We start from the raw sequence: 26,465 nt of genomic DNA on the forward strand, positions 1-26,465 counted from the left end.
TCTTTTACTGAAGTGACAAAATATTCATTCATTTAGTTAAGGAGGAAGAAAATGGCACTATTAGACAGAATTTTTGCCGGCGCCGACGCAGTTTATGGATTAACTGTCGGTGCAATTGATGATGCAATCGCAAAGTATGGAGAAGAAAAGGCAATTGCTTTTCCAGACACAGCTTACAGTTTACCAATTTACTATGGTGTAACTGGAACAAAAGTAAAGACTTTAGGGGAGCTTAAGAAAGCAACTGAAACACTCAAGGCTTTAAACACAAGAGAGCCACAGCTTCATGACGGATTAATGTCAGGTGTAGCTACAGCTCTTGGAGCAGAATTTCTTGAAGTATTAAAATACATTGATAATCCTACTCCATATGAAGAACCTTGCTCAGGTCACCTTCCGGATGCTATTATCCGTGACATGGGTGTACCGCTTGTTACAGGAGATATTCCTGGTGTTGCTGTTGTTGTTGGAACAGCTCCTACAGCTGATGAAGCTGCAGCACTTATCAAGAGCTATCAGGAACAGGGTCTTTTAGTAACTTTAGTTGGCGGATGTATTGACCAGGCTATTGAAAAAGGCGTAAAACTTGGATATGGATTAAAGGTTGTACCTCTTGGTAAAGACATAACAGCCGTAGCACATGTTGTATCTGTTGCTGTTAGAGCAGCACTTATCTTCGGTAACATCGAACCGGGTAATGCAAACGGACTTATGGAATATACAAAAGAAAGAGTTCCAGCATTCGTAAATGCATTCGGTCCAGTCGATGATGTTACATTAACAGCAGGAGCAGGAGCAATCGCTCTTGGATTCCCGGTTATCACAAATGATTCAAATAATATCGATGCAATTCCACAGACACTTATTGTTCAGCCGGAAGTAGACAAATTTAATGCTACATCCCTTGAAGCTCGTGATATCAAGATTAAGATTACAAAAATTGATATTCCTGTTTCTTATGCATCAGCTTTCGAAGGTGAAATTATCAGAAAAGCTGATATGCAGATTGAGGCTGATGGTTCAAGAGTAGACTGCTTCGAGTTTGTTCAGATGAAAGACTTAAACGAAGTAGAAGACCATAAGATTACAGTTGTTGGTAAAGACTTTGATGAATTTGAAGTTGGTGAAAAAATCAGCATGGGTATCATTGCACATGTTGCAGGAAAAGCAATGCAGTCAGACTTCGAATCAGTATTTGAAAGAAAATTCCACTCATTCTTAAACTGTATCGAAGGACTTATGCATACAGGACAAAGAGACCTTATCAGAGTTCGTGTAAGCAAAGATACATTTAATCAGGGATTCAGAGCTAAACACATTGGTGAAGTAATCTACGCCAAATTAAAGAGTGAGTATGACACAGTTATTGATAAATGTGAAGTATTCGTATATACAGATGCAGACCAGGTAAATGACCTTCGTCATAACCTCGTTATCCCTACATTCAACGCTAGAGATGCTCGTATCGGAAACATGACAGACGAAAGTGTAGACGAGTTCTATACATGTATCCTTTGCCAGGCATTCTCACCTTCACATGTATGTATCGTTACACCAGAAAGACTTGGACTTTGCGGTGCTGTTTCATGGTTAGATGCTAAAGCAACACATGAACTTCAGCCAAACGGACCTAGCCAGATCGTTAGAAAAGACCACTGCATCGATGAAGTAGTTGGACGTTACGAAGAAGTAGATGAAGCAGTTAAGAAATACTCACAGGGTGCATTAGAGCATGTTACATTATACTCAATCATGGAAGATCCTATGACAAGTTGTGGATGTTTCGAGTGTATCTGTGGTATTGAGCCAATGTCAAACGGTGTTGTAATCGTTAACAGAGAGCATGTTGGAATGACTCCTATCGGAATGACATTCTCAGAACTTGCTTCTATGACAGGTGGTGGAGTTCAGACACCTGGATTCATGGGACATGGAAAACACTTCATCGCTTCCAAGAAATTCATGAAAGCAGAAGGTGGACTTGAAAGACTTGTATGGCTTCCTAAGAAGTTAAAAGATGAAGTTGCAGATGCTATCAATAAGACTGCTAAAGAACTTTATAACATTGATAACTTCGCTGATATGATTGCTGATGAAACAATCGCAGAGGACGGAGAAACATTATTTAACTTCCTTACAGAAAAAGGACATCCAGCTCTTAATATGGAACCTATGATGTAATATAAGTTAGAAAATTTCATAAACTAAAATAAAAAAGGAACTGCGTGCAACTGGTTCGGTCAATCTGCATGTGGTTCCTTTTGCGTGTTTTATAATATGTAAAAGGTCGTTCTTGACAAATTCCTGCCTGATTTTATAATGGAAACAGATGTTTTTTTATAAGAACATCATTAACTTTAAGGAGTGAAAGAAAAAATGAATTATAAATTGTTTTTAGGACCTGTTTTAGGTGCTGCAATAGGCTATTTTACAAATTATTTAGCAGTTAAAATGCTATTTTATCCAAGAAAAGAAGTATATTTATTTGGGAAAAAACTCCCTTTTACACCGGGAGCTATTCCTAAAGGAAAACCAAGACTTGCAAAAGCTGTGGGAAATATTGTGGCTGGCAGTCTTTTAACAAAGGACGATTTAAAAGAAAGATTAAACAGTCCGGATTTAAAAGGAAAGATTATAAAGAATATAAATGAAAAAATGTCAATTTCCATAAAAGAAGCCGGGGTAAAACTGGCAGGCTCCAAGCAGGATTTTGAAAATTCCCTACTTACAATCCAGCATAGTTTAAGTATGGAGGTAGTTGATACCCTAAAAAAAATTGACATTGGAAAAATTATTGCTGAAGAAGGAAGTCGCATTTTAAAAGAAAAAACAGAAGGAACAATGATATCAATGTTTATTTCAGATGAACTGATTCAATCTTTTACAGAACCTATTGGAAGTGAAATAGAAAGATTTATTGATGAAAGAGGTTATGATTATGTTTCTCCTGTTGTTACAGAAAAAATCGATGACCTGACTATGCTTTCTATATCTCAGATAGGAGAGAAGTTTGAAATAAGCCAGGATAGAGGTGAAAAACTTATAAGTGAAGAGATAGATTATTTGTTTGAAAAATATATTGATATTATTTTTGAGAAAATAAATATTGCTGAAATAGTTGAGGAAAAAATTAACTCAATGGATGTGATAGAATTAGAAAAAATGGTATTGGAAGTTATGAAAAACGAGCTTGATACCATAGTAAATCTGGGAGCTTTAATAGGATTTATCTTAGGCTTATTAAATATTTTGATTAATATATTATAGTTTATTATTAAAAGCGAGTCTAAAGAAAGGAATGGTCATGTCAAATAAATGACCGGTAAATAACATGGTAAAAGAAAAACTGAATAAATTAAGAATAATGATGCTGGAAAACGGCATAGACATATATTATATACCTACAGATGATTTTCATGCGTCAGAATATGTAGGAGAATACTTTAAATCAAGACAGTTTATTTCCGGCTTCACAGGATCTGCCGGAAAGGTTTTGGTAACAGCGGATGAAGCTTTTCTGTGGACAGACGGAAGGTATTTTTTACAGGCAGAAAAAGAACTAAGGGATAGTTCCATTCAACTTATGAAAATGGGTGAAAAAGGTGTTCCAACTATAGAAGAATTCCTTGAAAAACGTTTAAAATCGGGAGGTTGCCTTGGATTTGACGGAAGAGTAGTTGCTACCTCTTTTATAGAAAATCTTCTGAAAAATCTAAAAGATGTTGACATAAAATATGATAGAGATTTCATTGATGATATCTGGAATAACAGACCACCTCTTTCAAAGGAGGAGGCATATCTACTGGATGAAAAATATTCAGGAGAATCTTCTGAATCAAAGATAAAAAAAATCAGAGAAGAAATGTCCAAAGAAGGGGCTGATTATCACGTGATTACCAGCCTTGATGATATTGCATGGATTTTAAACATTAGAGGAAATGATGTATTATGCAATCCTGTAGTTTTATCCTATCTTGTTATTTCAATGGATAAGATTTTCTTTTTTGCCAATAAAGAAGCCTTATTAAAGGTAAAACCGGACAATGTTGAAATAAGAGATTACGAAGATGTTTATTCCTTTGTAAAAAATTTAGATAAAAACTCAAAAATACTTCTGGATAAGGATACTGTGAATTATGCAATTTATAAAAATATCCCTCAGGATGCCCTAATTATAAATAAAGTCAATCCTTCAACTTATTTAAAAGCTGTTAAAAACCCAATAGAAGTAAAAAATATGAAGGAAGCACATATAAAAGACGGAGTTGCAGTTACCAAATTAATGCATTACATAAAGATAAATGCTGGAATTACGGAAATGAGCGAGTTAAGTCTTGTTGATGTGTTGGAATCATACAGGAAAGAACAAAAAAACTATCTTGGACCAAGTTTTGAGCCTATTGTTTCCTGGGGAGATCATGGAGCAATTGTTCATTATTCTCCTGATGAAAAATCCAATGCAACTCTTACAACGGGAAGTTTTCTACTGGCGGATACAGGTGGACAGTATTTAGAGGGAACAACAGACATCACAAGAACAATTGCGGTTGGAAGTGTTTCTAAGAAGATGAAAAGAGATTTTACTCTTGTTTTATGTGGAAATCTGGAACTTGCAGCTGCGAAATTTAAGTATGGATGTGTTGGAGCAAATCTGGATTATCTTGCAAGGGGACCTCTTTGGGAATATGGAATGGACTATAATCATGGAACCGGTCACGGCGTTGGATATTTACTAAATGTTCATGAGGGTCCAAATAGTTTTAGATGGAAGGTTACTAAAGATACAAAACATTGTGTATTTGAAGAAGGTATGATTACTTCTGATGAACCTGGCCTTTATATTACAGGTGAATATGGCATTAGATGTGAGAATTTAATGGTTTGTAAAACCACTGGCGAGAATGAATATGGAAAATTCATGGAATTTGAAACTCTTACTATGGTTCCATTTGATTTAGATGCAGTAGACACGGCGTATATGACTGACAGACAGGTGGCACTTTTAAATGATTATCACAAAAAGGTTTATGAGAACATTTCACCTTATTTAAATGAAGAAGAAAAAGATTGGCTTAAGGAAGCTACCAGACCAATAGAAAAATAATAACACTTATTGTTTTTGCAATCTTCAATATGTATTCACTAAGGCATCACTGAGTAAAACTATATTTCTCCTAGGAAATACCCATACGAGGAGATGGTTTAGTGGATACTTTGAAAAAATTTGTAATAATTCCTGCATGTATGGCCAATGAAAATTTAGTAAATCTTGTAAATAAGATTTCAAAGGGCAAGAGTATAAATATCATAGTAGTTGATGACGGGAATCGTCCCGAAACTAAGGTGTATTTTGATAAAATAAAAAATAAAGCCTCTGTAATATATCATATGGAAAAAAGAGGCAAGAAAGCGGCTGTTAAAACCGCTCTTAATTATATAAAAAACATATATCCGTTAAATTGTTTGATAATTATATTGGATCTAAATATAGATTACAGTTTAGATGATATCATAAAGGTCTTTGAATGTCTTGAAGAAAATACAGATGCTGTAGTTTTAGGTCTTAGAAATAAGCATGATAATATTTCCTTTAAAAATGGATTAGCAAAAAGTGTTGTAAAAAGTCTAATTAGATTTCTAAAAAGAAAAAAAGTTTTTGCTGTTCAAAGTGATATAAAAGGCTTCAGCAACAAAAATCTACAATTTATGTTGGATACAATAGGTGAAAAACAGGATTATGATTGGGAGATTTTTCTAAAATCATCTAGGGATAATAAAAAAATAATCGAAGTTGAAATAGAATCCCAAAATCAAAACAAAACCAGATACAATTTAAAGGCATTAATTAATTCTATAAAAGCTTGTTTTTAAAACAAAAGCGAAAAATAATGCTTTAATTAGCCTGATTTTTCAGCGGGATTATTTATAGTTCAGGAGAAAATATGGAGAATAGAAACTATCAAAAAGAATTGGATAAAATAATTGAAATAAATCAAAAGGAGGGAAAGATTCCCTCTTTGCTTTTACACAGTTGTTGTGCACCCTGCAGTAGCTATTGTCTGGAATATTTGAATCCTTATTTTAAAATAAAGGATTTCTTTTACAATCCTAATATTTCTCCAAAAGAGGAATACGAAAAAAGGGTAAGGGAATTAAAACGACTTACTAATGAAATGCCTTTAAAAAATCCTGTAGAGATAATTGAAGGAAAATACGACCCTGACAGTTTTTTTACCATGGCAAAGGGAATGGAAAATTTACCGGAAAAAGGGGCTAGATGCTATAAATGTTATGAGCTTCGTCTTAGGGAGTCGGCAAAAATGGCAGCCAGACTAAAGACAGATTATTTTACAACAACTCTTTCCATAAGTCCCCACAAAAATGCAAAGTGGCTAAATGAAATTGGGGAAGAACTGGCAAAACAATACGGAGTAAAATATCTGCCGTCAGATTTTAAAAAGAAAAACGGTTATAAACGCTCAATAGAATTGTCAAAAGAATATAATTTGTACAGACAGGATTATTGTGGCTGTATATTTTCCAAAAAAGCCAAAGATATGTATATTAAAGAATCTTGTTAAAGAAAAGAATATATGATAGACTTGAACCCATGGTTTGTTATTAGCTTATCACATTTAAGGGATAATTGAGAATAATAGAGTTTACAGTGTTGAATGCACAGGAGGAATGTAGTATGTGTGGAATAAGTGGCTTTGTAGGAAAATGTGATGAACCTCAAAAAGTTCTTGAGAATATGATGAATAAAATAATTCACAGAGGGCCTGATAGTGAAGGTATGTATCTTTCATCACCGGCTGCTTTGGGGTTTAGAAGATTAAGTATAATTGACCTTAATAATGGTACACAGCCTATGAAAAATGAGGATGGAAGTCTTATTGTTACATTTAATGGTGAGATTTATAATTACCAGGTTTTAAGAGAAGATCTTATTAAAAAAGGTCATGTTTTTTCAAACCACTCTGATACAGAGGTATTGCTTCATGGTTATGAAGAATATGGTAAAGAACTTGTTAAAAAATTAAGAGGAATGTTTGCCTTTGTAATATGGGACGAAAAGACCAAGACCTTATTTGGAGCCAGAGATTATTTTGGAATAAAACCTTTCTATTATGCAAATACAAATGGAAGTTTTATTTATTCCTCAGAGATTAAATCAATATTGGCTCATCCGGCTTATGAAAAAGAGTTTAATCCAGATGCTTTAGAAGCGTATCTTTCATTTCAATACTCAGTTTTACCGGAAACATTCTTTAAAGGAATATTTAAATTGCCACCGGCTCATTGCTTTACTCTCAAAGATGGAAAATTAGATATTGAAAGATTTTGGGAGCCGGTTTTTGAAGAAGACGAGAAAAAGAGCGTAGAAGAGGCGATTGAAGATATAGATAAAGTAATGGCTGACTCAGTAAAACATCATATGATAGCTGATGTTGAGGTAGGTTCTTTACTTTCAAGTGGAGTTGATTCAAGCTTTGTTGTTTCAAGATTTAACGGAGCAAAAACCTTCTCTGTAGGTTTTGAAAATGATAATTACAACGAAGTTGCCTATGCGGAACGCTTCACAAATAAAATGGGAATAGAAAATGACAGACATATAATTGATTCAAAAGAATATTTTTCAGTTTTGGATGATGTGGCTTATTATATGGATGAACCATTAGCAGATGCTTCATGCGTTGCCCTTTATATAGTGGATTCAATGGCTGCCAAAAAGGTAAAAGTGGTTCTTTCAGGAGAAGGAGCAGATGAATTCTTTGGAGGATATAATATATATCATGAACCTGTTTCACTAAGACCTTTTAAAGTCCTTCCAAAGGGATTAAAGAAAGGAATAAAGAAATGGGCGGAAAGATCCAATATCAACTTTAAAGGAAAAAATTATATAATAAGAGGATGCACACCATTAGAAAAAAGATTCATTGGTAATGCCAAAAGATTTTCAAGAAAAGAAGCTAATCAGATTCTAAAAAACGGTGTAAAAAAAGAAAACAACTTCCCATTTTCAATTACCGAGCCTTTATATAAGAGAGCAAAGGGTTCTGATTTTGCAAAAATGCAGTATATTGATATAAATTTATGGCTTATTGGGGACATATTATTAAAGGCTGATAAGATGAGTATGGCTCATTCCTTGGAATCCAGAGTTCCGTTTTTGGATGTGGAAGTATTTAATGTTGCAAGAAAATTACCTTCTTATTGTAAGATTCATAATAAAGTTACAAAATACGCTTTCAGACAGGTCGCAGAAAAGTATATTCCGTCAGAAGTGGCAGAAAAGAAAAAATTAGGATTCCCTATACCTATTGCAAGATGGTTAAGAGAGGACAATTATTATAATATGGTCAAAGGATACTTTGAAAGTGATTATGCGGCTAAATTCTTTAAACAAGAGGAAATTATGAGATTTCTTGACAATCATAAAAAAGGTATAAAAGACGAAAGTAAGAAAATTTGGACAATTTTTATGTTCTTAAAATGGTACGACATTTATTTCAATAATAATTATGTTGAGAAAGGTGGTAAATAAATGGCACAGCTTTGGGGAGGACGCTTTACAAAAGAAACCGATAAACTGGTTTACAATTTTAATGCATCCATTTCATTTGATAAAAAATTAGTTAAGCAGGATATAACAGGAAGCAAGGCACATGTTGCCATGCTTTCCAAACAGGATATTCTTACAAAAGAAGAAGGAGAAGTAATTCAAAAAACATTAGATGAAATCTTAGAGGAAGTTCTTTCCGGAAAACTTGAAATTACTGACGAGTACGAGGATATTCATAGCTTTGTAGAAGCAAATCTTATAGAAAGAACCGGAGATACCGGGAAAAAACTTCATACAGGACGCAGCAGAAATGACCAGGTTGCTCTTGATATGAAACTTTTTACAAGAGATGAAATAGACGAAACAGATGAACTTTTAAAGGGACTTCTTAATACAATATTTCAGATAATGAAAGACAATTTGGATACCATTATGCCAGGCTTTACTCATTTGCAAAAGGCTCAGCCAGTTACTTTGGCTCATCATATGGGAGCTTATTTTGAAATGTTTAAAAGAGACAGAGACAGACTTAAAGATACAAAAAGAAGACTTAATCTTTGTCCTTTAGGTTCTGGTGCCCTTGCAGGAACAACATATCCTTTGGATAGAGATTATACAGCTTCTCTATTAGGCTTTGACGGACCGACTTTAAATAGTATGGATTCAGTTTCAGACAGGGATTATCTTATAGAATATTTATCTGACCTTTCATTAATTATGATGCATTTAAGCAGATTTTGTGAGGAAATAATCACCTGGAATACCAATGAATATCGTTTTGTTGACATAGATGATTCCTATAGTACCGGAAGTTCTATTATGCCACAAAAGAAAAATCCTGATATTGCAGAGCTTGTAAGAGGTAAAACCGGAAGGGTATATGGAGCATTAATGTCACTTCTTACAGTAATGAAAGGTATTCCTCTTGCATATAATAAAGATATGCAAGAAGACAAAGAATTATCATTTGATGCCTTTGATACTGCTAAAGGATGTCTTGCTTTATTTGACGGAATGCTTAAAACCATGAAATTTAATAAGGAAAATATGAGAGCGAGTGCTGCAAAAGGCTTTACTAATGCCACAGATGCAGCAGATTATCTTGTAAATAATGGAGTTCCTTTTAGAGATGCTCATAGTATAATAGGACGACTTGTTCTTTATTGCATAGAAAAAGAAAAATCCATTGATGAATTATCATTGGAAGAATTACAAAACATAAGTGATGTATTTAAGGAAGACATATTTGAAGCAGTAAATTTAAAAACCTGTGTTGATAAAAGACTTACCATTGGAGCACCGGGAAAACAGGCCATGGAAAAAGTTTTGAATATTTATTCAGAATATTTGAAAAAATAACTTGAAAAATTTTTCTAATCGTATATACTAGAATACATTGAAATATCAAAGACAAATGTATGCGACACAAAGACAGAAAGGGACGGTATAATGAGTGAAAAATTGAAAGTTGGAATTTTAGGTGCGACAGGTATGGTTGGACAGCGTTTTGTAACACTTATGGAAAATCATCCTTGGTTTGAAATCAGTGTATTGGCAGCAAGTGCCAGAAGCGCCGGAAAAACTTACAAAGAGGCTGTTGGCAATCGTTGGAAAATGACTACACCAATTCCTAAGGAAGTTGAAAATATGGTAGTCAAAAAAGTGGAAGAGGTTGAAGAAATATCTTCCCAGGTTGATTTTGTATTTAGTGCAGTTGATATGTCTAAAGATGAAATCAGAGCAATAGAGGAAAGATATGCTAAAGCTGAAACACCTGTAGTTTCTAATAATTCAGCTCACAGATGGACACCGGATGTTCCAATGGTTATTCCTGAGATTAATCCTGAGCATTTCGAAATTATTAAATATCAAAAAGAAAGACTTGGAACCAAAAGAGGATTTATAGCAGTAAAACCTAATTGTTCGATACAAAGCTATACACCGTTTTTAGCTGCTGTAAAGGAATTTAATCCAACTACAGTTGTAGCAACAACCTACCAGGCTATTTCAGGAGCAGGAAAAACTTTTAAAGACTGGCCAGAGATGGAGGGAAATATTATACCATTTATCTCAGGTGAGGAAGAAAAAAGTGAACAGGAGCCGTTAAAGATTTTTGGAAATATAGAAGATGGAGTTATTAAAAAAGCGGTTTCTCCGATTATTACTACTCAATGTATCAGGGTTCCTGTTTTGAATGGACATACAGCAGCTGTTTTTGTGAATTTTGAGAAAAAACCTACAAAAGAGCAGTTGATTGAAAAAATAACAACCTTCAAGGGATTCCCACAGGAGGAAAATCTACCAAGTGCACCGAAGCAGTTTATTCAATATCTTGAAGATGATAACAGACCACAGGTTACACTTGATGTGAATTTTGAAAATGGTATGGGAGTTTCAATTGGAAGACTTAGAGAAGACAAATTGTTTGATTATAAATTCGTAGGACTTTCACACAACACTTTAAGAGGTGCTGCCGGAGGTGCAGTGCTTTGTGCTGAAGCTTTAAAAGCTAAAGGATACATAACAAAGAAATAAGTTAAATTAAAATATTTTTTGCATCTGGCATCATTTCTATTTAGGGATGATGCTTTTGCACTGAAAAGAGGAGAATATTGAACAAAGCATTATATATTGCAGAAAAGCCAAGCGTTGCTAAAGAATTTGCCAAGGCAATAAAAGATAATTTTTCAAACAAAGACGGTTATATGGAAAGTGAAAACAGTATCGTTACCTGGTGCGTTGGCCACCTGGTTACCATGAGTTATCCGGATGCCTATAATCCGGAATTGAAAAAATGGACTCTGGAAACACTTCCCTTTATTCCTGAAGAATTTAAATACGAGATTATTCCACAGGTTTCAAAGCAGTTTAAGATAGTAAGTAGACTATTAAACAGAGAAGACGTTTCTACAATATATGTTTGTACTGACTCAGGAAGAGAAGGAGAATATATTTATCGTCTGGTAGCTCAAATGGCAGGAGTAAAGGATAAGGAGCAAAAGAGAGTATGGATTGATTCCCAGACAGAAGAAGAAATATTAAGAGGTATAAAAGAGGCAAAAGATATTTCGGCCTATGATGATTTGTCGGATGCGGCTTATTTAAGGGCAAAAGAAGATTATCTTATGGGAATAAATTTTTCCAGAGTACTATCCTTAAAATATGCTGGTGGAATAACATATTACCTTCAAAAAAAATACAGTGCCATTTCAGTAGGAAGGGTAATGACTTGTGTATTAGGAATGGTAGTCAGAAGAGAAAGAGAGATAAGAAACTTTGTCAAAACCCCGTTTTATAAGGTAAATGCATCTTTCCAATGCGATTTTGATGAAGAAAATAATGAATCTTTCCTGGAGGGAGAATGGAAAGTTCATGAAAATTCAAAATATTTCAATTCTCCAAAATTGTATAAAGATAATGGGTTTTTAGAAAAAGATACTGCTAAAGAACTTATAGACTATCTGCAGGAAGATGATGAGGTAATTGGAAAAGTAATATCAAAATCATCTAAAAAAGAAAACAAAAACCCTCCTTTACTTTATAATTTAGCCGAACTGCAAAATGAATGTTCAAGATTATTTAAAATAAGTCCGGATGATACTTTAAAAGTTGTACAGGAATTATATGAAAAGAAACTTGTAACTTATCCAAGAACAGATGCCAGAGTTTTATCCACGGCCATAGGAAAAGAAATACATAAAAATATTAAGGGGCTTTTAAACATAGATTATGCCAACAGTTACGCTAGATGGATATTAGAAAAAGAAAAATATAAAAATATCAATAAAAGCAGATATGTTAATGATAAACAGATAACTGACCATTATGCCATAATTCCTACAGGTCAGGGTTTTAATGCTTTAACTTCAGTATCAAATCTTCACAGGAATGTGTATGAAGTAATTGTAAAAAGATTTTTAAGCATTTTTTGTCCTCCGGCGGTGTATCAGAAAAATGCACTTGTAATTGCCGTTAGAGACGAAAACTTTCATATTAATGAAAAAATACTGGTTTCAGAAGGATACTTAAAACTTCTTGATTATACATTTATTGAGGAAAAAAAGAAAAAATCCCAGGATGAATGTTTTATATCAGCGGATGTTATGGCAAAAATAAAAAAAGGTACCACACTTAAGGTAAATGGATTTGCAATAAAAGAAGGAGAAACAACCCCGCCAAAAAGATATAATTCAGGTTCAATGATTTTAGCCATGGAAAATGCAGGAAATCTTATTGAAGATGAGGAATTAAGAGCGCAAATAAACGGAAGCGGTATCGGAACTTCAGCTACAAGGGCAGAGATACTCAAAAAACTTGAAAATATTGCTTATATATCATTGAATAAAAAGACACAGATTATCACGCCAAGTCAAATGGGTGAAATGGTATATGATGTGGTAAATGCTTCAATCAGGTCACTTTTAAATCCGGAACTTACTGCAAGCTGGGAAAAAGGACTTACTATGGTGGCAAATGGTGAAATTTCAAAAGAAGAATATATGGATAAACTTACAAAATTTGTAACCATGCATACATTAAATGTCAGAAATCAAAACAATTCTTATTATTTAAGAGGACAATATGACTTGATTGCAAATTATTATCAAAAGTCAGGTAAAAATGAAAAAAAGAGTAATACAACAAAATCAAATAAAGAAAACAAAGGAGTATAAAAGATGGACGAATTTAAAATAGAAAATATGTTGGATTTAACAAAAACTATTGCTAAGGAATTATTTAATGGATATGTTTATCCATGGGAAGTATTGCCGGAAATAGGAGATTTTATTAAAAAGATTGGCCCTACTTTAGACCCTGAAGTATATGAAAAAAGAGAAGGAGATGTATATATTGCAAAATCTGCCGAAGTATTTCCATCTGCCTATATTAAAGGACCTGCAATTATCGGCCCTGATACTCAGGTAAGACATTGTGCTTTTATCAGAGGTAATGCAATAGTAGGTTCAAATTGTGTTGTAGGAAACTCTGTAGAGCTTAAAAATGTAATATTATTTGACAATGTACAAACTCCTCACTACAACTATGTAGGTGATTCGATATTGGGCTATAAAGCTCATATGGGCGCAGGTTCCATCACCTCCAATGTAAAATCTGACAAAACTTTGGTTTGTGTAAAAAATGGTAATACGGTTTTAGAAACAGGATTAAAGAAATTTGGAGCTATTCTTGGAAATAATGTGGAAATAGGTTGTAACAGTGTGTTAAATCCAGGAAGTGTAATAGGAAAAGGCTCCAGAGTATATCCCCTTTCAATGGTAAGAGGATGTGTAAAAGGTGATAGTATATATAAAAAATCCAGTGAAATAGTCGAAATAAAAATGTGAATGCATTAACAAATACTAAAAAATATCTACAATTCCGTATTATTTATACCAAATATCTACAATTTGAGTAATAGTATGTAGACAAAAGATATTTTATATGAGAAAATCTAAAATGTGTATGGCAAGTCAGGAATTAACTATATAATTTTAGGCATTGCTCACGTATATTAAGCGTGTGAAAAACGTAAAGTTTCGTTTTGGGAAAACAAGATACAGACAAAAGAAAGGGGTATATAGAATGATATACACAAAAGAAATTGAAAACATGTGTCCTGTTGCTCAGGGTGTACATCATGGTGCAGCACCTATACCTGAAGAAGGAAAATGGGTGCCGGTTAAAGAAGTAAAAGATATTTCAGGATTTACTCATGGAATTGGATGGTGTGCTCCTCAGCAGGGATGCTGCAAGCTCACCCTTAATGTAAAGGATGGAATCATTGAAGAGGCATTGGTTGAAACTATTGGTTGTTCAGGAATGACCCATTCTGCCGCTATGGCTTCGGAGATTCTTCCGGGACTTACGGTACTTGAAGCAATGAACACAGACCTGGTATGCGATGCGATAAATACAGCAATGAGAGAGTTGGCTTTACAGATTATTTATGGTAGAAGCCAGAGTGCATTCTCAGAAGGCGGACTTTCAGTAGGTGCCGGCTTAGAAGATCTTGGTAAGGGACTTCGTTCACAGATTGGAACAATGTATGGAACAAAGAAAAAAGGTCCTCGTTATCTTGAGATGGCTGAAGGCTATGTTACAGGTATTGCTCTTGATGAAGACGATGAAATCATAGGTTATCAATTTGTAAATCTTGGTAAAATGACTGATTTTATTAAAGATGGTGACGATGCTAATACTGCATGGGAAAAGGCAAAAGGACAATATGGTCGTGTAGACGATGCAGCTAAAATCATTGATCCGCGTAGAGAGTAAGGAGGAGTAAAAACATGGCATTATTTGAATCATACGAACGTAGAATCGATAATATTAATAAAGTTTTAAATAGCTATGGCATTTCTTCATTAGAGGAAGCAGAAAAAATCACAAAAGATGCCGGACTTGATGTTTATAATCAGGTAAAATCAATCCAGCCGATTTGTTTTGAAAATGCATGTTGGGCATATACAGTTGGGGCTGCCATTGCTATTAAAAAAGGTGCTAAAAGAGCAGCAGATGCAGCAGCAGCTATTGGTGAGGGACTTCAGGCATTTTGTATTCCAGGTTCAGTAGCTGATAGAAGAAAAGTTGGTCTTGGACATGGAAATCTTGGCAAAATGCTTCTTGAAGAAGAAACAGAATGTTTTGCTTTCTTAGCTGGACATGAGTCATTTGCAGCTGCAGAAGGTGCAATAGGAATTGCAGAAAAAGCAAATAAAGTAAGACAAAAACCTCTTAGAGTTATCTTAAACGGTCTTGGAAAAGATGCTGCAAAGATTATTTCAAGAATTAATGGCTTTACATTTGTTGAAACAGAAATGGATTATTATACAGGAGAGGTAAAAGAGGTATATAGAAAAGCTTACTCCAACGGACTTAGAGCAAAGGTAAATTGCTATGGTGCCAATGATGTAACAGAAGGTGTTGCTATAATGCATAAGGAAAATGTTGATATTTCCATTACAGGAAATTCAACAAATCCTACCCGTTTCCAGCATCCTGTTGCAGGTACTTACAAAAAAGAACGTCTTGAGCAGGGAAAGAAATATTTCTCAGTAGCATCCGGTGGTGGTACAGGTCGTACTCTTCATCCTGATAATATGGCAGCAGGTCCTGCTTCATACGGTATGACAGATACCATGGGACGTATGCATTCAGATGCTCAGTTTGCCGGTTCTTCATCAGTTCCTGCTCATGTTGAGATGATGGGACTTATCGGAATGGGTAATAACCCAATGGTTGGTGCTACAGTTGCAGTAGCAGTTTCCATAGAGGAAGCATTTAAATAATCAGAAAATAGTTTAAAGCATATCTTATAAATATATGGTCATCCATTTATACTAAAAGTATTTTGGGATGGCCGTATTTTTTGCAAACAAAACTTTGTAATTGTAAGAAAAAATAATAAAAAACCGAAATATATTATGTATAGGAATATATGATTTTTAGTAATTGTAATAGAAATAAATCAACAAAAAAATCATAATTATTATGCAAAAAACGTTTAAAATCAACGGATGAGGGAGAGGTTATGAATTCTTTTAAGAAACATAGCTTAAATGAAGCTATAAAAAAAATGTTTTCATTATCGGAAGATGTTGCTTCAAGTGAAGATATCAGAGAAAGAATAGTCAGTGCAGGTAAGATAAGCGGAACAAACATGGTGATTATGATGTGTGCCATGCTTATCGCTTCTGTAGGATTAAATACAAATTCTATACCGGTAGTAATAGGAGCCATGCTTATTTCCCCATTAATGGGGTCTATTTTGGCTATAGCCTATGGTACTGTGTCCAATAACAGCTTTATGATTGAAAAGCATTTGGCTGGTTTTATTTTCCAGATAATTATAAGCGTATTTACCGCGACGATTTATTTTAGCTTATCGCCTTTAAAAGAAGTTACTGAGCAACTCTTTGCCAGGACAAGTCCCAGCTTTTATGATGTAATTATAGCTATTGCCGGGGGTATAGCCGGTATGGTGGGACAAACCAGAAAAGACAAGGCAAATAATATTATTCCCGGGGTGGCTATAGCAACAGCCCTAATGCCACCTTTATGCACCTGTGGCTATGCAATAGCCAACTGGAAACTTAAAATGCTTTTAGGTGCATTTTATCTTTTCACGATAAATGCATATTTTATATATTTATCTTCGTGTATAGTTCTTGATATTATAGGTACTCAAAGAATCAGAGAGCTATCCTCAAAAGAAAAACAGGAGAGAAAACGCAAAATGTTAAGAAACACTTTAATTGTCCTCTTACCATTGATATTGATTGCATATTCTCTCGTTCATCATTAAGGTTTTCGCTTAAAATTCGTAAAGCGGACATTCGGAATCCGCTTCGCTACTTCCTCATGAACGCAGTGGCACTTTGTGCCACCTGTCAGAAGGGGCTTTAACCCCTTCTGACACTAGTAAGCTTATACCCCCGCTTAAAGCTTACGCTTTTGAAGCGGGGGATTGCTTACACTACGTTCAAAACATAGTTATTGAAGACTTTTATGACAAAAAGTGTAAGAAAATCTTAATATTCAATGATTTGTCTTTTATTTTAATGAAAAAAGTTATATATTAAGTATCCGGGGAATCTTTTTGCTGTCTGTTTTACGCAAAACTACAGACAGGATATAGAAAAGAAGGAAGGAGACTAAAATGGAAACAGTTTTATATCATATTGTTACCTGGATATCTATAATACATGACAAAATTAATACTTTAAATGATGCATATGAATATAATTTTTCAGATAAGCAGTTACATTTTTTGGTTATTGGTATACTGGGGATGATACTTATTTTTTTAATTCATCCCTTGTTTTTATCCCTGGCTAAGTCAAAACATATCATGGCAATAACATGGATTTATGTTTTTACCCTTATTATTGTTGTAAATTTTGCCATTGAAATAGGTCAGGGAATTACCCATACCGGGACAATGGATTTTGAAGATATTGAATTTGGATTGTTAGGATTCGTAGTATTTTTTGCTGTATTTGATGTATTTAGATTGGCAATTCATTATATTGTCAGACTTATCAATGGAAATTTAGGGGATGATTAAGGAAAAAATGCTAATTATGTAAATATAAGTGATATTTATGCAATTTACCCAAAGGCATAATAATCTATGATAAAATTTTGATGTCAGCATTTGAATAATTTATATCATTCTTTATTGACTCGTTAGTCTTCGGCGCTGTGAATAAAGAAATGATATGAGAGTGTATATCATGTGATGGACTTGATTCTTACTTTATTTAGTATGTTACTCACCACTCAACGCTTGACACCATTGAAGTAAGAATAGTTTCTTATATGGTATAACTCTCAAGGAATATGCAATTGTCGGCGGAATTTGGCATGAAAATGAAAAATTTGGTCGACAATGCCGGATATTCCTTTAAAATTTGAAAGTTAAGTAAACTTCATATATATTACTTCAAAAGATCTAAATTCAACCAAAGAAAGCTTCCTTTGAGGTACATGTCCTGTGTACCGGTAAAAAGGAGCTTTTTTTGTTGTGTTTTTTTCTAAGTGCACCGATAATACTTATGTGTGAAATAATCATTATTTTCCTGGAGGTTTTGTACATGGATAATAAAGAATTTTTACAGACAAATAATAAAGATAAAAATAAAGAAGTTTGCAATGATTTGGTTCAGCTTAAAGAAGCGGTTTCCAAGTTAGAAGAATACAGAAAAAATGTAGAAAGCGGTTTCCAAAATGTAAATGAGCAAATAGAAGTTTTAAAATCTGACATGGAAAAGGTAATGAAAACTTATAAGAAGATTTCGAAAAAAATAGAAGATTTTGAGAAAGATAATGTCAATGTTGAGGATATTATTGCCAGGATAAAATCATTAGAAGAAAGTTTAAAAGATTTTGAATCAGGGCGATTAGATGAAATAGAAGAACGGCTTGAGGAAATAGAAACACATAAGAGAAATGAAGACAAACTTCCTGAGTTTTGGGGAGGTTACGAAAAACAAAGCCCCTACGATGGAGATTATTTGGACGATGAGGAAAATTTCGATTTGGAATAAGTAGTCTGATTATACATTACCAAACAGATAAATAGCAGATTTAAAAATGTCCACATTATAAATATAATTAATTGATGAAAATATTAAGACACTTCAAAAAATTGGAAATATAAGTTATAATGAGTTAGACTTGGGATGTTTTAAGGAGGAACTAATTAGGGATGATAAGAAAGGTATTTGGTTTTATTATTTTTATCATTTTAATTGTTTTTATAATAAAGGGATATTTTGAATTTAAGGGTAGTTCCAGATTTGTAGATCATTATATTAATGAATGTTACTCAGTCACAGAGATTGATTTACATAAGATGATTCAGGCAGTCCATAGAGGCTGCTTTTAGTTTAAAATAATATTGATAGAAAATTTGATTTAAAAAATGTGAAAGGGCGTTTGAGCGTGGATAAAAATATAAAAAATTTTATTGAAAGCAGTAATTTAATGAATTTTCAGAATCTTTTAGGGAGAAAGAAGGAACTTAATCAGTTGGAATGCTGGTTAATGGATTCAAAAAAGAGATGCATTTTTATTACTGGGAAGGAAGGGTTTGGAAAAACAAGCTTAATAAAAAGCTTTTCCTTATCTCATAAAGATAATCTGGATGGAATAATATATTCACATCACTCAAAAAATATTAAAAGTATTATAAGAGATGATGAAATTATAAATATCCACGGTGTAAAAAAAATATCAGAAGAAAATGATAGGGAGTATTTTAAAAGAAAAAGTACTGTTTTAAAGAAAATTCTTAATGAAAAAAAGGTTTTACTTATTATAGATGACTATGAAGGTGATTTTGATGATGAGCTTAAGCTGCTTATAGAGTTTGGCTTTAAAACTGTAATTATTTCAAAGGATATTTCAACTGATGACCAGGAAGAAATCTTAAAAATAGGGGCATTAGATGATATAAATGACTTATTGAGTCTATATGCCTACAATAACAATAAAAGTATTTCGCAGACAGAAAAACCTTATGTAGAAAATATAATAAACTCTTTAAAGGGGCATTCTTTATTGATTTCCTTAATGGCAAAGCAAATTAACCTGTCCCATATAACTTTAGAAGAGGCAGCTGATATTGCAATGGAAAATGAACTGGATTTGGAGGATCCCCTTTTATTTATGGAGACCACGGGACGGATAATTGATAAAATGTTTAAAATAAGCCGTCTTTCTAAAAATGCCATGGCGGTTTTAAAGGTAATATCCCTATTTTATCTGGATGGAGCTGATAGTAAGCTTATTATGGAAGCCCTTAATTTAGAGAATGAAAAGGAATTATTATTACTTGAAAAAAATGGCTTTTTGGAAATTGAGGACAATAAACTTATGCTTCATCCCCTTATTCTGGAAAATATTAGAAACCGGGAATGGAAGGATTTTTATTATGAAAAAGCCACTGATTTAATGACATTTCTTTATTATGGTATTTTTAATAATAATCCTGTTTTAAAGTATCCTGAACTCTTGTGCAGCCTTGAGTTTAAAGGATTTGAGAATGATAATCTGTTTTCTAAAATTAAAGTTAATACAGTAAAAGGACTGGAGATTGTTGCAGATACTGTCTATGACCGATTGGGCCAAAATAAATTATTTAAAGGAAAATTATCAAATAATAACAACAAATATATAGATAAAATTGATGAGGAAAGCCTGAACAAATATATTGATTTAGCAAAGACAGTTTTGGATATTTCTGGCAGATATGAAGAAAAATTTGTTCATCAGGGAATTTTTGGAAATTTATTATATATAGTTTTATTAAATACAAAAGATTCTGAATTTATCATTGACGGTGTAAACGAGATTTTTAAAGATGTTGCTTATTGTAATCCTATTGCAGTAATGGTGCTTTTTGATAAGCTTTTGGAATGCTATTTGCATAAAGGGGATTTGATAAATGCTGTTAAAACAATTGACAGGGCAGCAGATTATGTGGATGTCCATCCTTCACACCATGTTTTAGGAATGTATTTTTATCTGGAAGCAAAATACTACGATAAGGTTATTTCAGATGATTATAGTGGTGGGCTTGAAAATGGCTATATTTTGGAAGCATTATACAATAATGATTTAGCAATAGTGCATATGGAAAAATCCTTTGAAACAGGAGCAAAGGAGCTTCTTTTGGAATATTACCTTGATAAAGCTACAACTCTTATAAAAGCAAATGCAAATAGCAAGTCAGGTCAAAGAGAAATAAAAAGATTACTGGCAAGGTCTTCAAGGATTGTTAAAAACTACATTGAACCCTATTCAGAAATGAGATATGTATATAGACTTACAATGGCATTATATTATACCTATATTGACAAAAATGTAGAAAAAGTTCATACATTTGCCAAAAAGGCCAAGGAGCTGGCTTTAAAGCTTTACAGTAAAGATTTGGATGTGATTGATAAGGTATTTTTGACCAGTGCAAAGATAATGTTGGAATGTGGCGACATAGTAAGATGCCTTGATAATATTGATAAAGCATTGACATGTTGCGATAAACATAAAGATATAGAATTGTATAATAAAAAATGGGAAAAACTATTGGAATATAAAGAAAGTGTTATAGCAACAATCAGAGGACAGGGGTAAGTCCTTTGGGGGAAGGAGAAGATGAAATGTCTATTTTAGGTGGAATTATGGTACCTCATCCTCCGCTAATTATACCGGAAGTAGGTAAGGGAGGAGAAAAGCAGATAGAAAAAACAAGAAAAGCCTATGAGGAAGCGTCTAAATTCATAGCAGAACTTGAACCGGAAACTATAGTGTTAATTTCTCCTCATAGCGTAATGTATGCAGATTATCTCCACATTTCTCCGGGATATGAAGCTAAGGGGAATTTATCAGCATTTGGGGCAGGACAGGTTAAGTTTAGTGTCAGATATGATTCGGAATTTTCAAACAGATTATGTGAACTGGCAGAGGACTTTTATATACCTGCCGGATATCTGGGAGAAAAGGATAAAAATTTAGACCATGGAAGTATGGTGCCTTTGTATTTTATTCAAAAGCAATACAGTAATTTTGAAATGGTTCGTATAGGCATTTCAGGAATTTCTCTGGAGGAACAATATCAGTTTGGAAGCCTTATAAAAAGAGCATCAAAAGAATTAAACAAAAAAGTAGCCATTGTTGCAAGTGGAGATTTATCCCATAAATTAAAACATGACGGTCCTTACGGTTTTGACGAGGCAGGCCCTGTTTATGATGAAAAAATAATGAATGTAATGGGAAGGGCTGCTTTTGAAGAATTATTGGAATTTGACCCGGTTTTACTTGAAAAATCAGCGGAATGCGGGCACCGTTCTTTTGTAATAATGGCAGGAGCTTTTGACAAACTTAGCATAGACACAACCGTTTATTCCCATGAGGATGTTACAGGAGTGGGATATGGTGTTTGCAGTTTTAGAGTATTGGGCACAGATGAATCCAGGGATTTTTTTACCCGACATGAGAAAAAAGAAGAAAAAAAGCTGGCTGACAGAAAAAGTAATGAAGACGAATACGTATCCTTAGCTAGATTAATTATAGAAAATTATGTTGATAAGGGTGAATTAATGGATTTACCGGGGAACCTGCCTGAGGAAATGTATGAAAATAAGGCAGGCGTCTTTGTAAGTCTTCATATGAGAGGTCAGCTAAGGGGATGTATTGGCACAATATGTCCCACAACTGATTCTGTAGCTGAAGAAATATGCCAGAATGCCATAAGTGCTTGTGCAAGAGATCCAAGGTTTAATCCTGTTACAAAAAACGAGTTGAAATATTTAGAATATTCTGTAGATGTATTAGGTCAGCCGGAAGATATTTCTTCAACAGGGGAGCTTGATGTAAAAAAATATGGTGTAATAGTTACAAAAGGTAGCAGGAGAGGTCTTTTACTTCCTGATCTTGAGGGAGTAGACAGTGTTGACGAACAAATCAGTATTGCAAAAAGAAAGGCCTCTATTGGTGAATATGAAAAAGATGTAAAATTGCAGCGATTTGAAGTTATAAGACATTATTAAAATGGGGGGATGATAATGATGGAAAATTGCTCAAAACCTTTAAAATCAACAGATAAGGCAACCTGCCCCGTTTGTTTTAGACATTGTAGATTAGGGGAAGGACAAAGGGGATTTTGTCATGGAAGAGTATGTAAAGAGGGTGAAGTGGTGGCCCAAAACTATGGTGAAATTTCCTCTCTATGCCTTGATCCCATAGAAAAGAAACCCCTTAAAAGATTTCATCCAGGAAGTAAAATTTTATCAGTGGGAAGTTATGGTTGTAACTTGTCCTGTCCATTTTGTCAAAATTATGAGATTTCCTTTTCCTGTAATAAAAATCCCCCAAAAATTCCGACAAAATATATTTCACCGGAGGAATTGTGTTATCTTGCAGTTTCAAAGGTACCGGTAAATAATATTGGTCTGGCATTTACCTATAACGAGCCTCTAATCGGGTACGAATATGTAAGAGATTGCGGAAAGCTTATTCATAAAGCAGGTTTATTAAATGTTTTGGTTACCAACGGCACATGTGAAATTGAAATATTAGAAGAAATTCTTCCTTTAATTGATGCTATAAATGTTGATTTTAAAGGTTTTTCTTCAAATTTTTATAGTGAATTTTTAGGTGGAAATATTGACCAGACCATGAATTTTATAAAAAAGGCTTCGGAAAAATGTCATGTGGAAATTACTACTTTGATTATTCCCGGATATAATGATTCAGATAAAGAAATGGTAGATATTTGCAAATGGATAGCTTCTTTAAAAAACGGTGAGAATATTCCTTACCATATTTCAAGATTTTTCCCAAGAAATAAAATGAAAAATGTTAATGCTACAGACGTGGAACTGGTTTATCATTTGGCAGATATAGCAAAACAAAATTTGAAGTATGTTTACGAAGGAAACTGTTGATGGTTAATTATAAGTAAGTTCTTCTTGCATTTTTACTTCTAACATCCCCAAAAACCCTGTGTAATTGAGAAAATATACCAATAGAGAACAAATCGTTGATATGTAAAAAATAGTAAGATATACTAGTTAAACAAACAGAGTAAGTCTAGACTAACTACTGTGCTTCACAAAAGTGCTGTTAGAAAAAGGACTATCAAACAAAGGGAGGATATTATATCTATGAAGAAAAATATCAAAAACAGTATATCTAAAGTGTTGGCATCGTCCCTGTCAGTGGCAATGCTTTTCACTCAAATGACACCGGTGGCAATGGCACAAACACTTTCCAAAGGACCTGAAGAAAATACAAATCTTCTTGTAGACTATAACAAAGAAAACATTGCAGATTTAAATGCATATGCTGTCAATGAGTCGTCTGAAAAAGTTGTATATGCACTTATGAATATTCCTTATGATAAATTTTATGAAAATGAAGGAAAAAATGCTGTAAGTGTAGAAGCTGTATCTTCAGCTACCCTGACAAAAACAAGAACCAGTCTTTCAAATGGTTCATATCATGTTAATTCAGATGGTTCAGATATTACAGGTATTATTTATCCTGTAAAACTTGTAGATGTAAACCTTGAGGGTAAAACTCAGATTACTGACGAATCCTCTGTATCAATTACCATATCTCAAAGGGGAACTACATCAACTACTGAATATAAAGGAAAAGATGCTTTATTTGAAGCTGGTAGCTATTCCTATTATGTATTAAGCGAAGAGCCTTCATATTACAAAGAAGTAATTCAAAATAAGGATGGCAGTCTTTCCTTCGGAAAATCATCTGCTACAGTTAAAAATATTAATGCTACAGCTACATTTTCCACTTCTTCAAGATATGGTGATTATCAATTAAACCTTTCAGCAGATGCCCTTTTTGGAAATGATGCTGATAATAAAGCAATTACAGATGTGGTTTATGGTGTTGCAGTTAATACCACTGACGGATATTCATATGGAATGCGTCATGTAGAAAACATCTGGAGACAAAAAGAAATTGCATGGAGCGCTGGTTTTACAACTCAATCTCATGGTTGCAACCTTTCTTACCGTCCTTATGAGTCAATGATGGGAAAAACTATTTCAAGCGTGACTTATTATACAGAAGATGGTGTATTTAATTTAGATATCGATGATGTATATGTTCCAGTTAAAACAAATGCTACAGTTTCTGTGGATACTGCACCTGCAAAAACAGGAAGTACAAATGTAAAATTTGAAAATCTTCCTAAGGATTTTTCACCTGTTTATGAAATAAAGGGACTTGAAAATAGTTCTGTTTCAAACGGTGTATTATCATATACAGATGCACCTAATGGAGAATATACTCTTAAAGTTACAGATGGAAATAATAAATATGCATCTATTTCAACAACTTTTACTCTTTACAGTGAAACACCATTATTATATGACGACAATGAAACAGCTTTAGTAAAAACTGACAGTGCATCAACTGATGATTTTTCAAAATATATCGGAGCAATAAAGTCTGTAAAGGTGGGAGAGCAAAGCTATAGTACTTCAGGCCGAGGAGCAGTTACAATAATTAAAGAAGACGGAACTTTTGATTTAACTGCTACTGCATTTTCAGATAACGCACTGGTATATGATGTTACTATTGTTGCAGCAGGTTACCAGGATTATTCCTTTAAATTAAATCTGGCTACAGCTCTTAAAAATGAAAATGTAACTGTTTCAGGTGAAAGCTTTACTTATACAGGTCTTGACATTGAACCAGAAGTTACTGTTGTAAATAAAGAGGGAGAAAAACTTAAAAAAGATACAGATTACACAGTAAAATATATTGATAATAAAAATGTTTCTGATAAAGCAGTTGTCGTAGTTGAAGGAATGGGATTATATAAAGGAATTGTTGAAAAAACATTTACAATTAATCCTTTAAAATTAACAAAGTCAAATGTAAAATTGTCAAAACAGTCAGTTACTTATAATGGAAAGGTTCAAACACCGAAGATAACTGTTAAAAATGCTGAAAATAAACAATTGGTTAAAGGAAAAGACTTCACTGTTGTTACTTCAAAGACAGCAAAGAATGCCGGAAAATATACTTATATAATCAAAGGTAAGAACAACTATACTGGAGAGATAAAAGTTACATATGAGATAAAAAAAGCTTCTCAGAAAATAACAAATGTTACTAAATCAAAAACTATTGCATATAAGAAAGTTGCCCAAAAAGCTCAAACATTTAATCTTGTGGCAAAAGCAGCTTCAAAGCTGACCTATGTAAAAGTAAGTGGTAACAAGAATATTCAGATTTCAAAGAGCGGTAAAGTAACAGTAAAAAAAGGTCTTAAGAAAGGTACATATAAGATAAAAGTAAAATTAACTGCTGCAAAAACAAGTAATTATAACGCAGCTACAAGCACAAATACAATAACTGTAAAAGTTAAATAAGCTCATAATTATTCTATAATTTAGGAAGCCGGTTATTTAGCCGGCTTCTTTTTGTACCCTATGGAAAATAAATGTGTTAAACTAAATATTGGTGCAAGGCACTAAAATGAACAAATTTAAATTTGGAGGAAATAATGAATATTTTAGCTTATGTACTGGTATATTTGAGTTTTATGAATGTGGTGGGGCTTGTAATTATGGGAATTGATAAATACAAAGCTTTGAAGGATGCATGGAGAATTCCTGAAAAGACGCTGTTTCTCATAAGTTTGTTCGGTGGAAGTGTAGGAACCTGGTCAGGTATGTATATGTTTCACCATAAGACTAAGCACTGGTATTTTGTAATAGGAATGCCTGTTATTATGCTTTGCCATATAGCAATTGCCCTATATGTTTATTTTAATCTAATTGCTTAAAAATCTTTTGTGACGCTGATTATAAAATTATCGGTAGAAAGAGGTATCCGCCAATCCTCGATTTGGGAATGGCGG

21 protein-coding genes are annotated in these 26,465 nt (G+C 33.5%); all 21 read left to right on the plus strand.

All coding sequences use genetic code 11. From position 1 onward, the window contains the following. The first annotated feature begins 51 nt into the window (after positions 1-51). Positions 52-2,181 carry an acetyl-CoA decarbonylase/synthase complex subunit alpha/beta gene (gene acsB, locus BM153_RS00375; protein WP_092869798.1) on the plus strand — a complete coding sequence of 710 codons (2,130 nt, stop codon included), beginning with the start codon at positions 52-54 and terminating at the stop codon, positions 2,179-2,181. 195 nt (positions 2,182-2,376) lie between these two features. After that, positions 2,377-3,267, plus strand: a complete 891-nt coding sequence (locus tag BM153_RS00380; RefSeq protein WP_092869799.1) for a DUF445 domain-containing protein — start codon at positions 2,377-2,379, stop codon at positions 3,265-3,267. Positions 3,268-3,331: 64 nt separating this feature from the next. Then, the gene (locus tag BM153_RS00385) at positions 3,332-5,104 is read left to right on the plus strand and encodes an aminopeptidase P family protein (RefSeq protein ID WP_092869800.1); all 1,773 of its coding nucleotides are present in this window, start codon (positions 3,332-3,334) and stop codon (positions 5,102-5,104) included. A 101-nt stretch (positions 5,105-5,205) separates the two neighbouring features. After that, a complete protein-coding gene (locus BM153_RS00390) occupies positions 5,206-5,871 on the plus strand; it encodes a glycosyltransferase (protein ID WP_092869801.1) in 666 nt (221 codons plus the stop codon). 71 nt (positions 5,872-5,942) lie between these two features. Next, on the plus strand, positions 5,943-6,581 hold the full coding sequence (locus BM153_RS00395) for an epoxyqueuosine reductase QueH (RefSeq protein ID WP_092869802.1): 639 nt from the start codon (positions 5,943-5,945) through the stop codon (positions 6,579-6,581). A gap of 113 nt (positions 6,582-6,694) precedes the next feature. Further along, positions 6,695-8,548: an asparagine synthase (glutamine-hydrolyzing) gene (asnB, locus tag BM153_RS00400; RefSeq protein ID WP_092869803.1), complete on the plus strand. Its 1,854-nt coding sequence runs from the start codon at positions 6,695-6,697 to the stop codon at positions 8,546-8,548. Beyond that, a complete protein-coding gene (gene argH, locus BM153_RS00405) occupies positions 8,549-9,925 on the plus strand; it encodes an argininosuccinate lyase (protein WP_092869804.1) in 1,377 nt (458 codons plus the stop codon). A gap of 90 nt (positions 9,926-10,015) precedes the next feature. Beyond that, the gene (gene asd / locus BM153_RS00410) at positions 10,016-11,101 is read left to right on the plus strand and encodes an aspartate-semialdehyde dehydrogenase (RefSeq protein WP_092869805.1); all 1,086 of its coding nucleotides are present in this window, start codon (positions 10,016-10,018) and stop codon (positions 11,099-11,101) included. A gap of 77 nt (positions 11,102-11,178) precedes the next feature. Then, positions 11,179-13,239, plus strand: coding sequence for a DNA topoisomerase (locus tag BM153_RS00415; protein ID WP_092869806.1), 2,061 nt, complete (start codon positions 11,179-11,181; stop codon positions 13,237-13,239). A 3-nt stretch (positions 13,240-13,242) separates the two neighbouring features. Further along, positions 13,243-13,911 (plus strand): acyltransferase, encoded by a 669-nt coding sequence (locus BM153_RS00420; RefSeq protein WP_092869807.1) that lies wholly within the window; start codon positions 13,243-13,245, stop codon positions 13,909-13,911. A gap of 238 nt (positions 13,912-14,149) precedes the next feature. Further along, positions 14,150-14,842, plus strand: a complete 693-nt coding sequence (locus BM153_RS00425; RefSeq protein WP_092869808.1) for an iron-sulfur cluster assembly scaffold protein — start codon at positions 14,150-14,152, stop codon at positions 14,840-14,842. A 14-nt stretch (positions 14,843-14,856) separates the two neighbouring features. Beyond that, positions 14,857-15,855 carry a GGGtGRT protein gene (locus BM153_RS00430; protein ID WP_092869809.1) on the plus strand — a complete coding sequence of 333 codons (999 nt, stop codon included), beginning with the start codon at positions 14,857-14,859 and terminating at the stop codon, positions 15,853-15,855. Positions 15,856-16,097: 242 nt separating this feature from the next. Beyond that, entirely contained in the window at positions 16,098-16,871 is a 774-nt protein-coding gene (locus tag BM153_RS00435; protein ID WP_092869810.1) for a TIGR00341 family protein, read from the plus strand. 354 nt (positions 16,872-17,225) lie between these two features. Continuing rightward, positions 17,226-17,633: a hypothetical protein gene (locus tag BM153_RS00440; protein WP_092869811.1), complete on the plus strand. Its 408-nt coding sequence runs from the start codon at positions 17,226-17,228 to the stop codon at positions 17,631-17,633. A gap of 529 nt (positions 17,634-18,162) precedes the next feature. Next, positions 18,163-18,615 (plus strand): hypothetical protein, encoded by a 453-nt coding sequence (locus BM153_RS00445; RefSeq protein ID WP_092869812.1) that lies wholly within the window; start codon positions 18,163-18,165, stop codon positions 18,613-18,615. A gap of 161 nt (positions 18,616-18,776) precedes the next feature. Beyond that, positions 18,777-18,956, plus strand: a complete 180-nt coding sequence (locus tag BM153_RS00450) for a hypothetical protein (RefSeq protein WP_092869813.1) — start codon at positions 18,777-18,779, stop codon at positions 18,954-18,956. A gap of 56 nt (positions 18,957-19,012) precedes the next feature. Beyond that, positions 19,013-21,202: an ATP-binding protein gene (locus BM153_RS00455; RefSeq protein WP_092869814.1), complete on the plus strand. Its 2,190-nt coding sequence runs from the start codon at positions 19,013-19,015 to the stop codon at positions 21,200-21,202. Between the two features lie 26 nt (positions 21,203-21,228). Continuing rightward, positions 21,229-22,617: an AmmeMemoRadiSam system protein A gene (amrA, locus tag BM153_RS00460; RefSeq protein WP_092869948.1), complete on the plus strand. Its 1,389-nt coding sequence runs from the start codon at positions 21,229-21,231 to the stop codon at positions 22,615-22,617. Positions 22,618-22,632: 15 nt separating this feature from the next. Then, a complete protein-coding gene (gene amrS / locus BM153_RS00465; RefSeq protein ID WP_242949043.1) occupies positions 22,633-23,514 on the plus strand; it encodes an AmmeMemoRadiSam system radical SAM enzyme in 882 nt (293 codons plus the stop codon). 219 nt (positions 23,515-23,733) lie between these two features. Next, the gene (locus tag BM153_RS00470; RefSeq protein WP_092869815.1) at positions 23,734-25,974 is read left to right on the plus strand and encodes a hypothetical protein; all 2,241 of its coding nucleotides are present in this window, start codon (positions 23,734-23,736) and stop codon (positions 25,972-25,974) included. Between the two features lie 134 nt (positions 25,975-26,108). Next, positions 26,109-26,390 carry a DUF1294 domain-containing protein gene (locus BM153_RS00475; RefSeq protein ID WP_092869816.1) on the plus strand — a complete coding sequence of 94 codons (282 nt, stop codon included), beginning with the start codon at positions 26,109-26,111 and terminating at the stop codon, positions 26,388-26,390. Positions 26,391-26,465 lie beyond the last annotated feature (75 nt).

This window comes from Acetitomaculum ruminis DSM 5522 (genome assembly GCF_900112085.1).
GTDB lineage: Bacteria > Bacillota > Clostridia > Lachnospirales > Lachnospiraceae > Acetitomaculum > Acetitomaculum ruminis.

Coding starts and splice junctions, on each gene's coding strand:
- acsB (WP_092869798.1), top strand. CDS start 52: ATGGCACTATTAGACAGAATTTTTGCCGGCGCCGACGCAGTTTATGGA.
- BM153_RS00380 (WP_092869799.1), top strand. CDS start 2,377: ATGAATTATAAATTGTTTTTAGGACCTGTTTTAGGTGCTGCAATAGGC.
- BM153_RS00385 (WP_092869800.1), top strand. CDS start 3,332: ATGGTAAAAGAAAAACTGAATAAATTAAGAATAATGATGCTGGAAAAC.
- BM153_RS00395 (WP_092869802.1), top strand. CDS start 5,943: ATGGAGAATAGAAACTATCAAAAAGAATTGGATAAAATAATTGAAATA.
- asnB (WP_092869803.1), top strand. CDS start 6,695: ATGTGTGGAATAAGTGGCTTTGTAGGAAAATGTGATGAACCTCAAAAA.
- argH (WP_092869804.1), top strand. CDS start 8,549: ATGGCACAGCTTTGGGGAGGACGCTTTACAAAAGAAACCGATAAACTG.
- asd (WP_092869805.1), top strand. CDS start 10,016: ATGAGTGAAAAATTGAAAGTTGGAATTTTAGGTGCGACAGGTATGGTT.
- BM153_RS00420 (WP_092869807.1), top strand. CDS start 13,243: ATGGACGAATTTAAAATAGAAAATATGTTGGATTTAACAAAAACTATT.
- BM153_RS00425 (WP_092869808.1), top strand. CDS start 14,150: ATGATATACACAAAAGAAATTGAAAACATGTGTCCTGTTGCTCAGGGT.
- BM153_RS00430 (WP_092869809.1), top strand. CDS start 14,857: ATGGCATTATTTGAATCATACGAACGTAGAATCGATAATATTAATAAA.
- BM153_RS00435 (WP_092869810.1), top strand. CDS start 16,098: ATGAATTCTTTTAAGAAACATAGCTTAAATGAAGCTATAAAAAAAATG.
- BM153_RS00440 (WP_092869811.1), top strand. CDS start 17,226: ATGGAAACAGTTTTATATCATATTGTTACCTGGATATCTATAATACAT.
- BM153_RS00445 (WP_092869812.1), top strand. CDS start 18,163: ATGGATAATAAAGAATTTTTACAGACAAATAATAAAGATAAAAATAAA.
- BM153_RS00450 (WP_092869813.1), top strand. CDS start 18,777: ATGATAAGAAAGGTATTTGGTTTTATTATTTTTATCATTTTAATTGTT.
- amrA (WP_092869948.1), top strand. CDS start 21,229: ATGTCTATTTTAGGTGGAATTATGGTACCTCATCCTCCGCTAATTATA.
- amrS (WP_242949043.1), top strand. CDS start 22,633: ATGATGGAAAATTGCTCAAAACCTTTAAAATCAACAGATAAGGCAACC.
- BM153_RS00470 (WP_092869815.1), top strand. CDS start 23,734: ATGAAGAAAAATATCAAAAACAGTATATCTAAAGTGTTGGCATCGTCC.
- BM153_RS00475 (WP_092869816.1), top strand. CDS start 26,109: ATGAATATTTTAGCTTATGTACTGGTATATTTGAGTTTTATGAATGTG.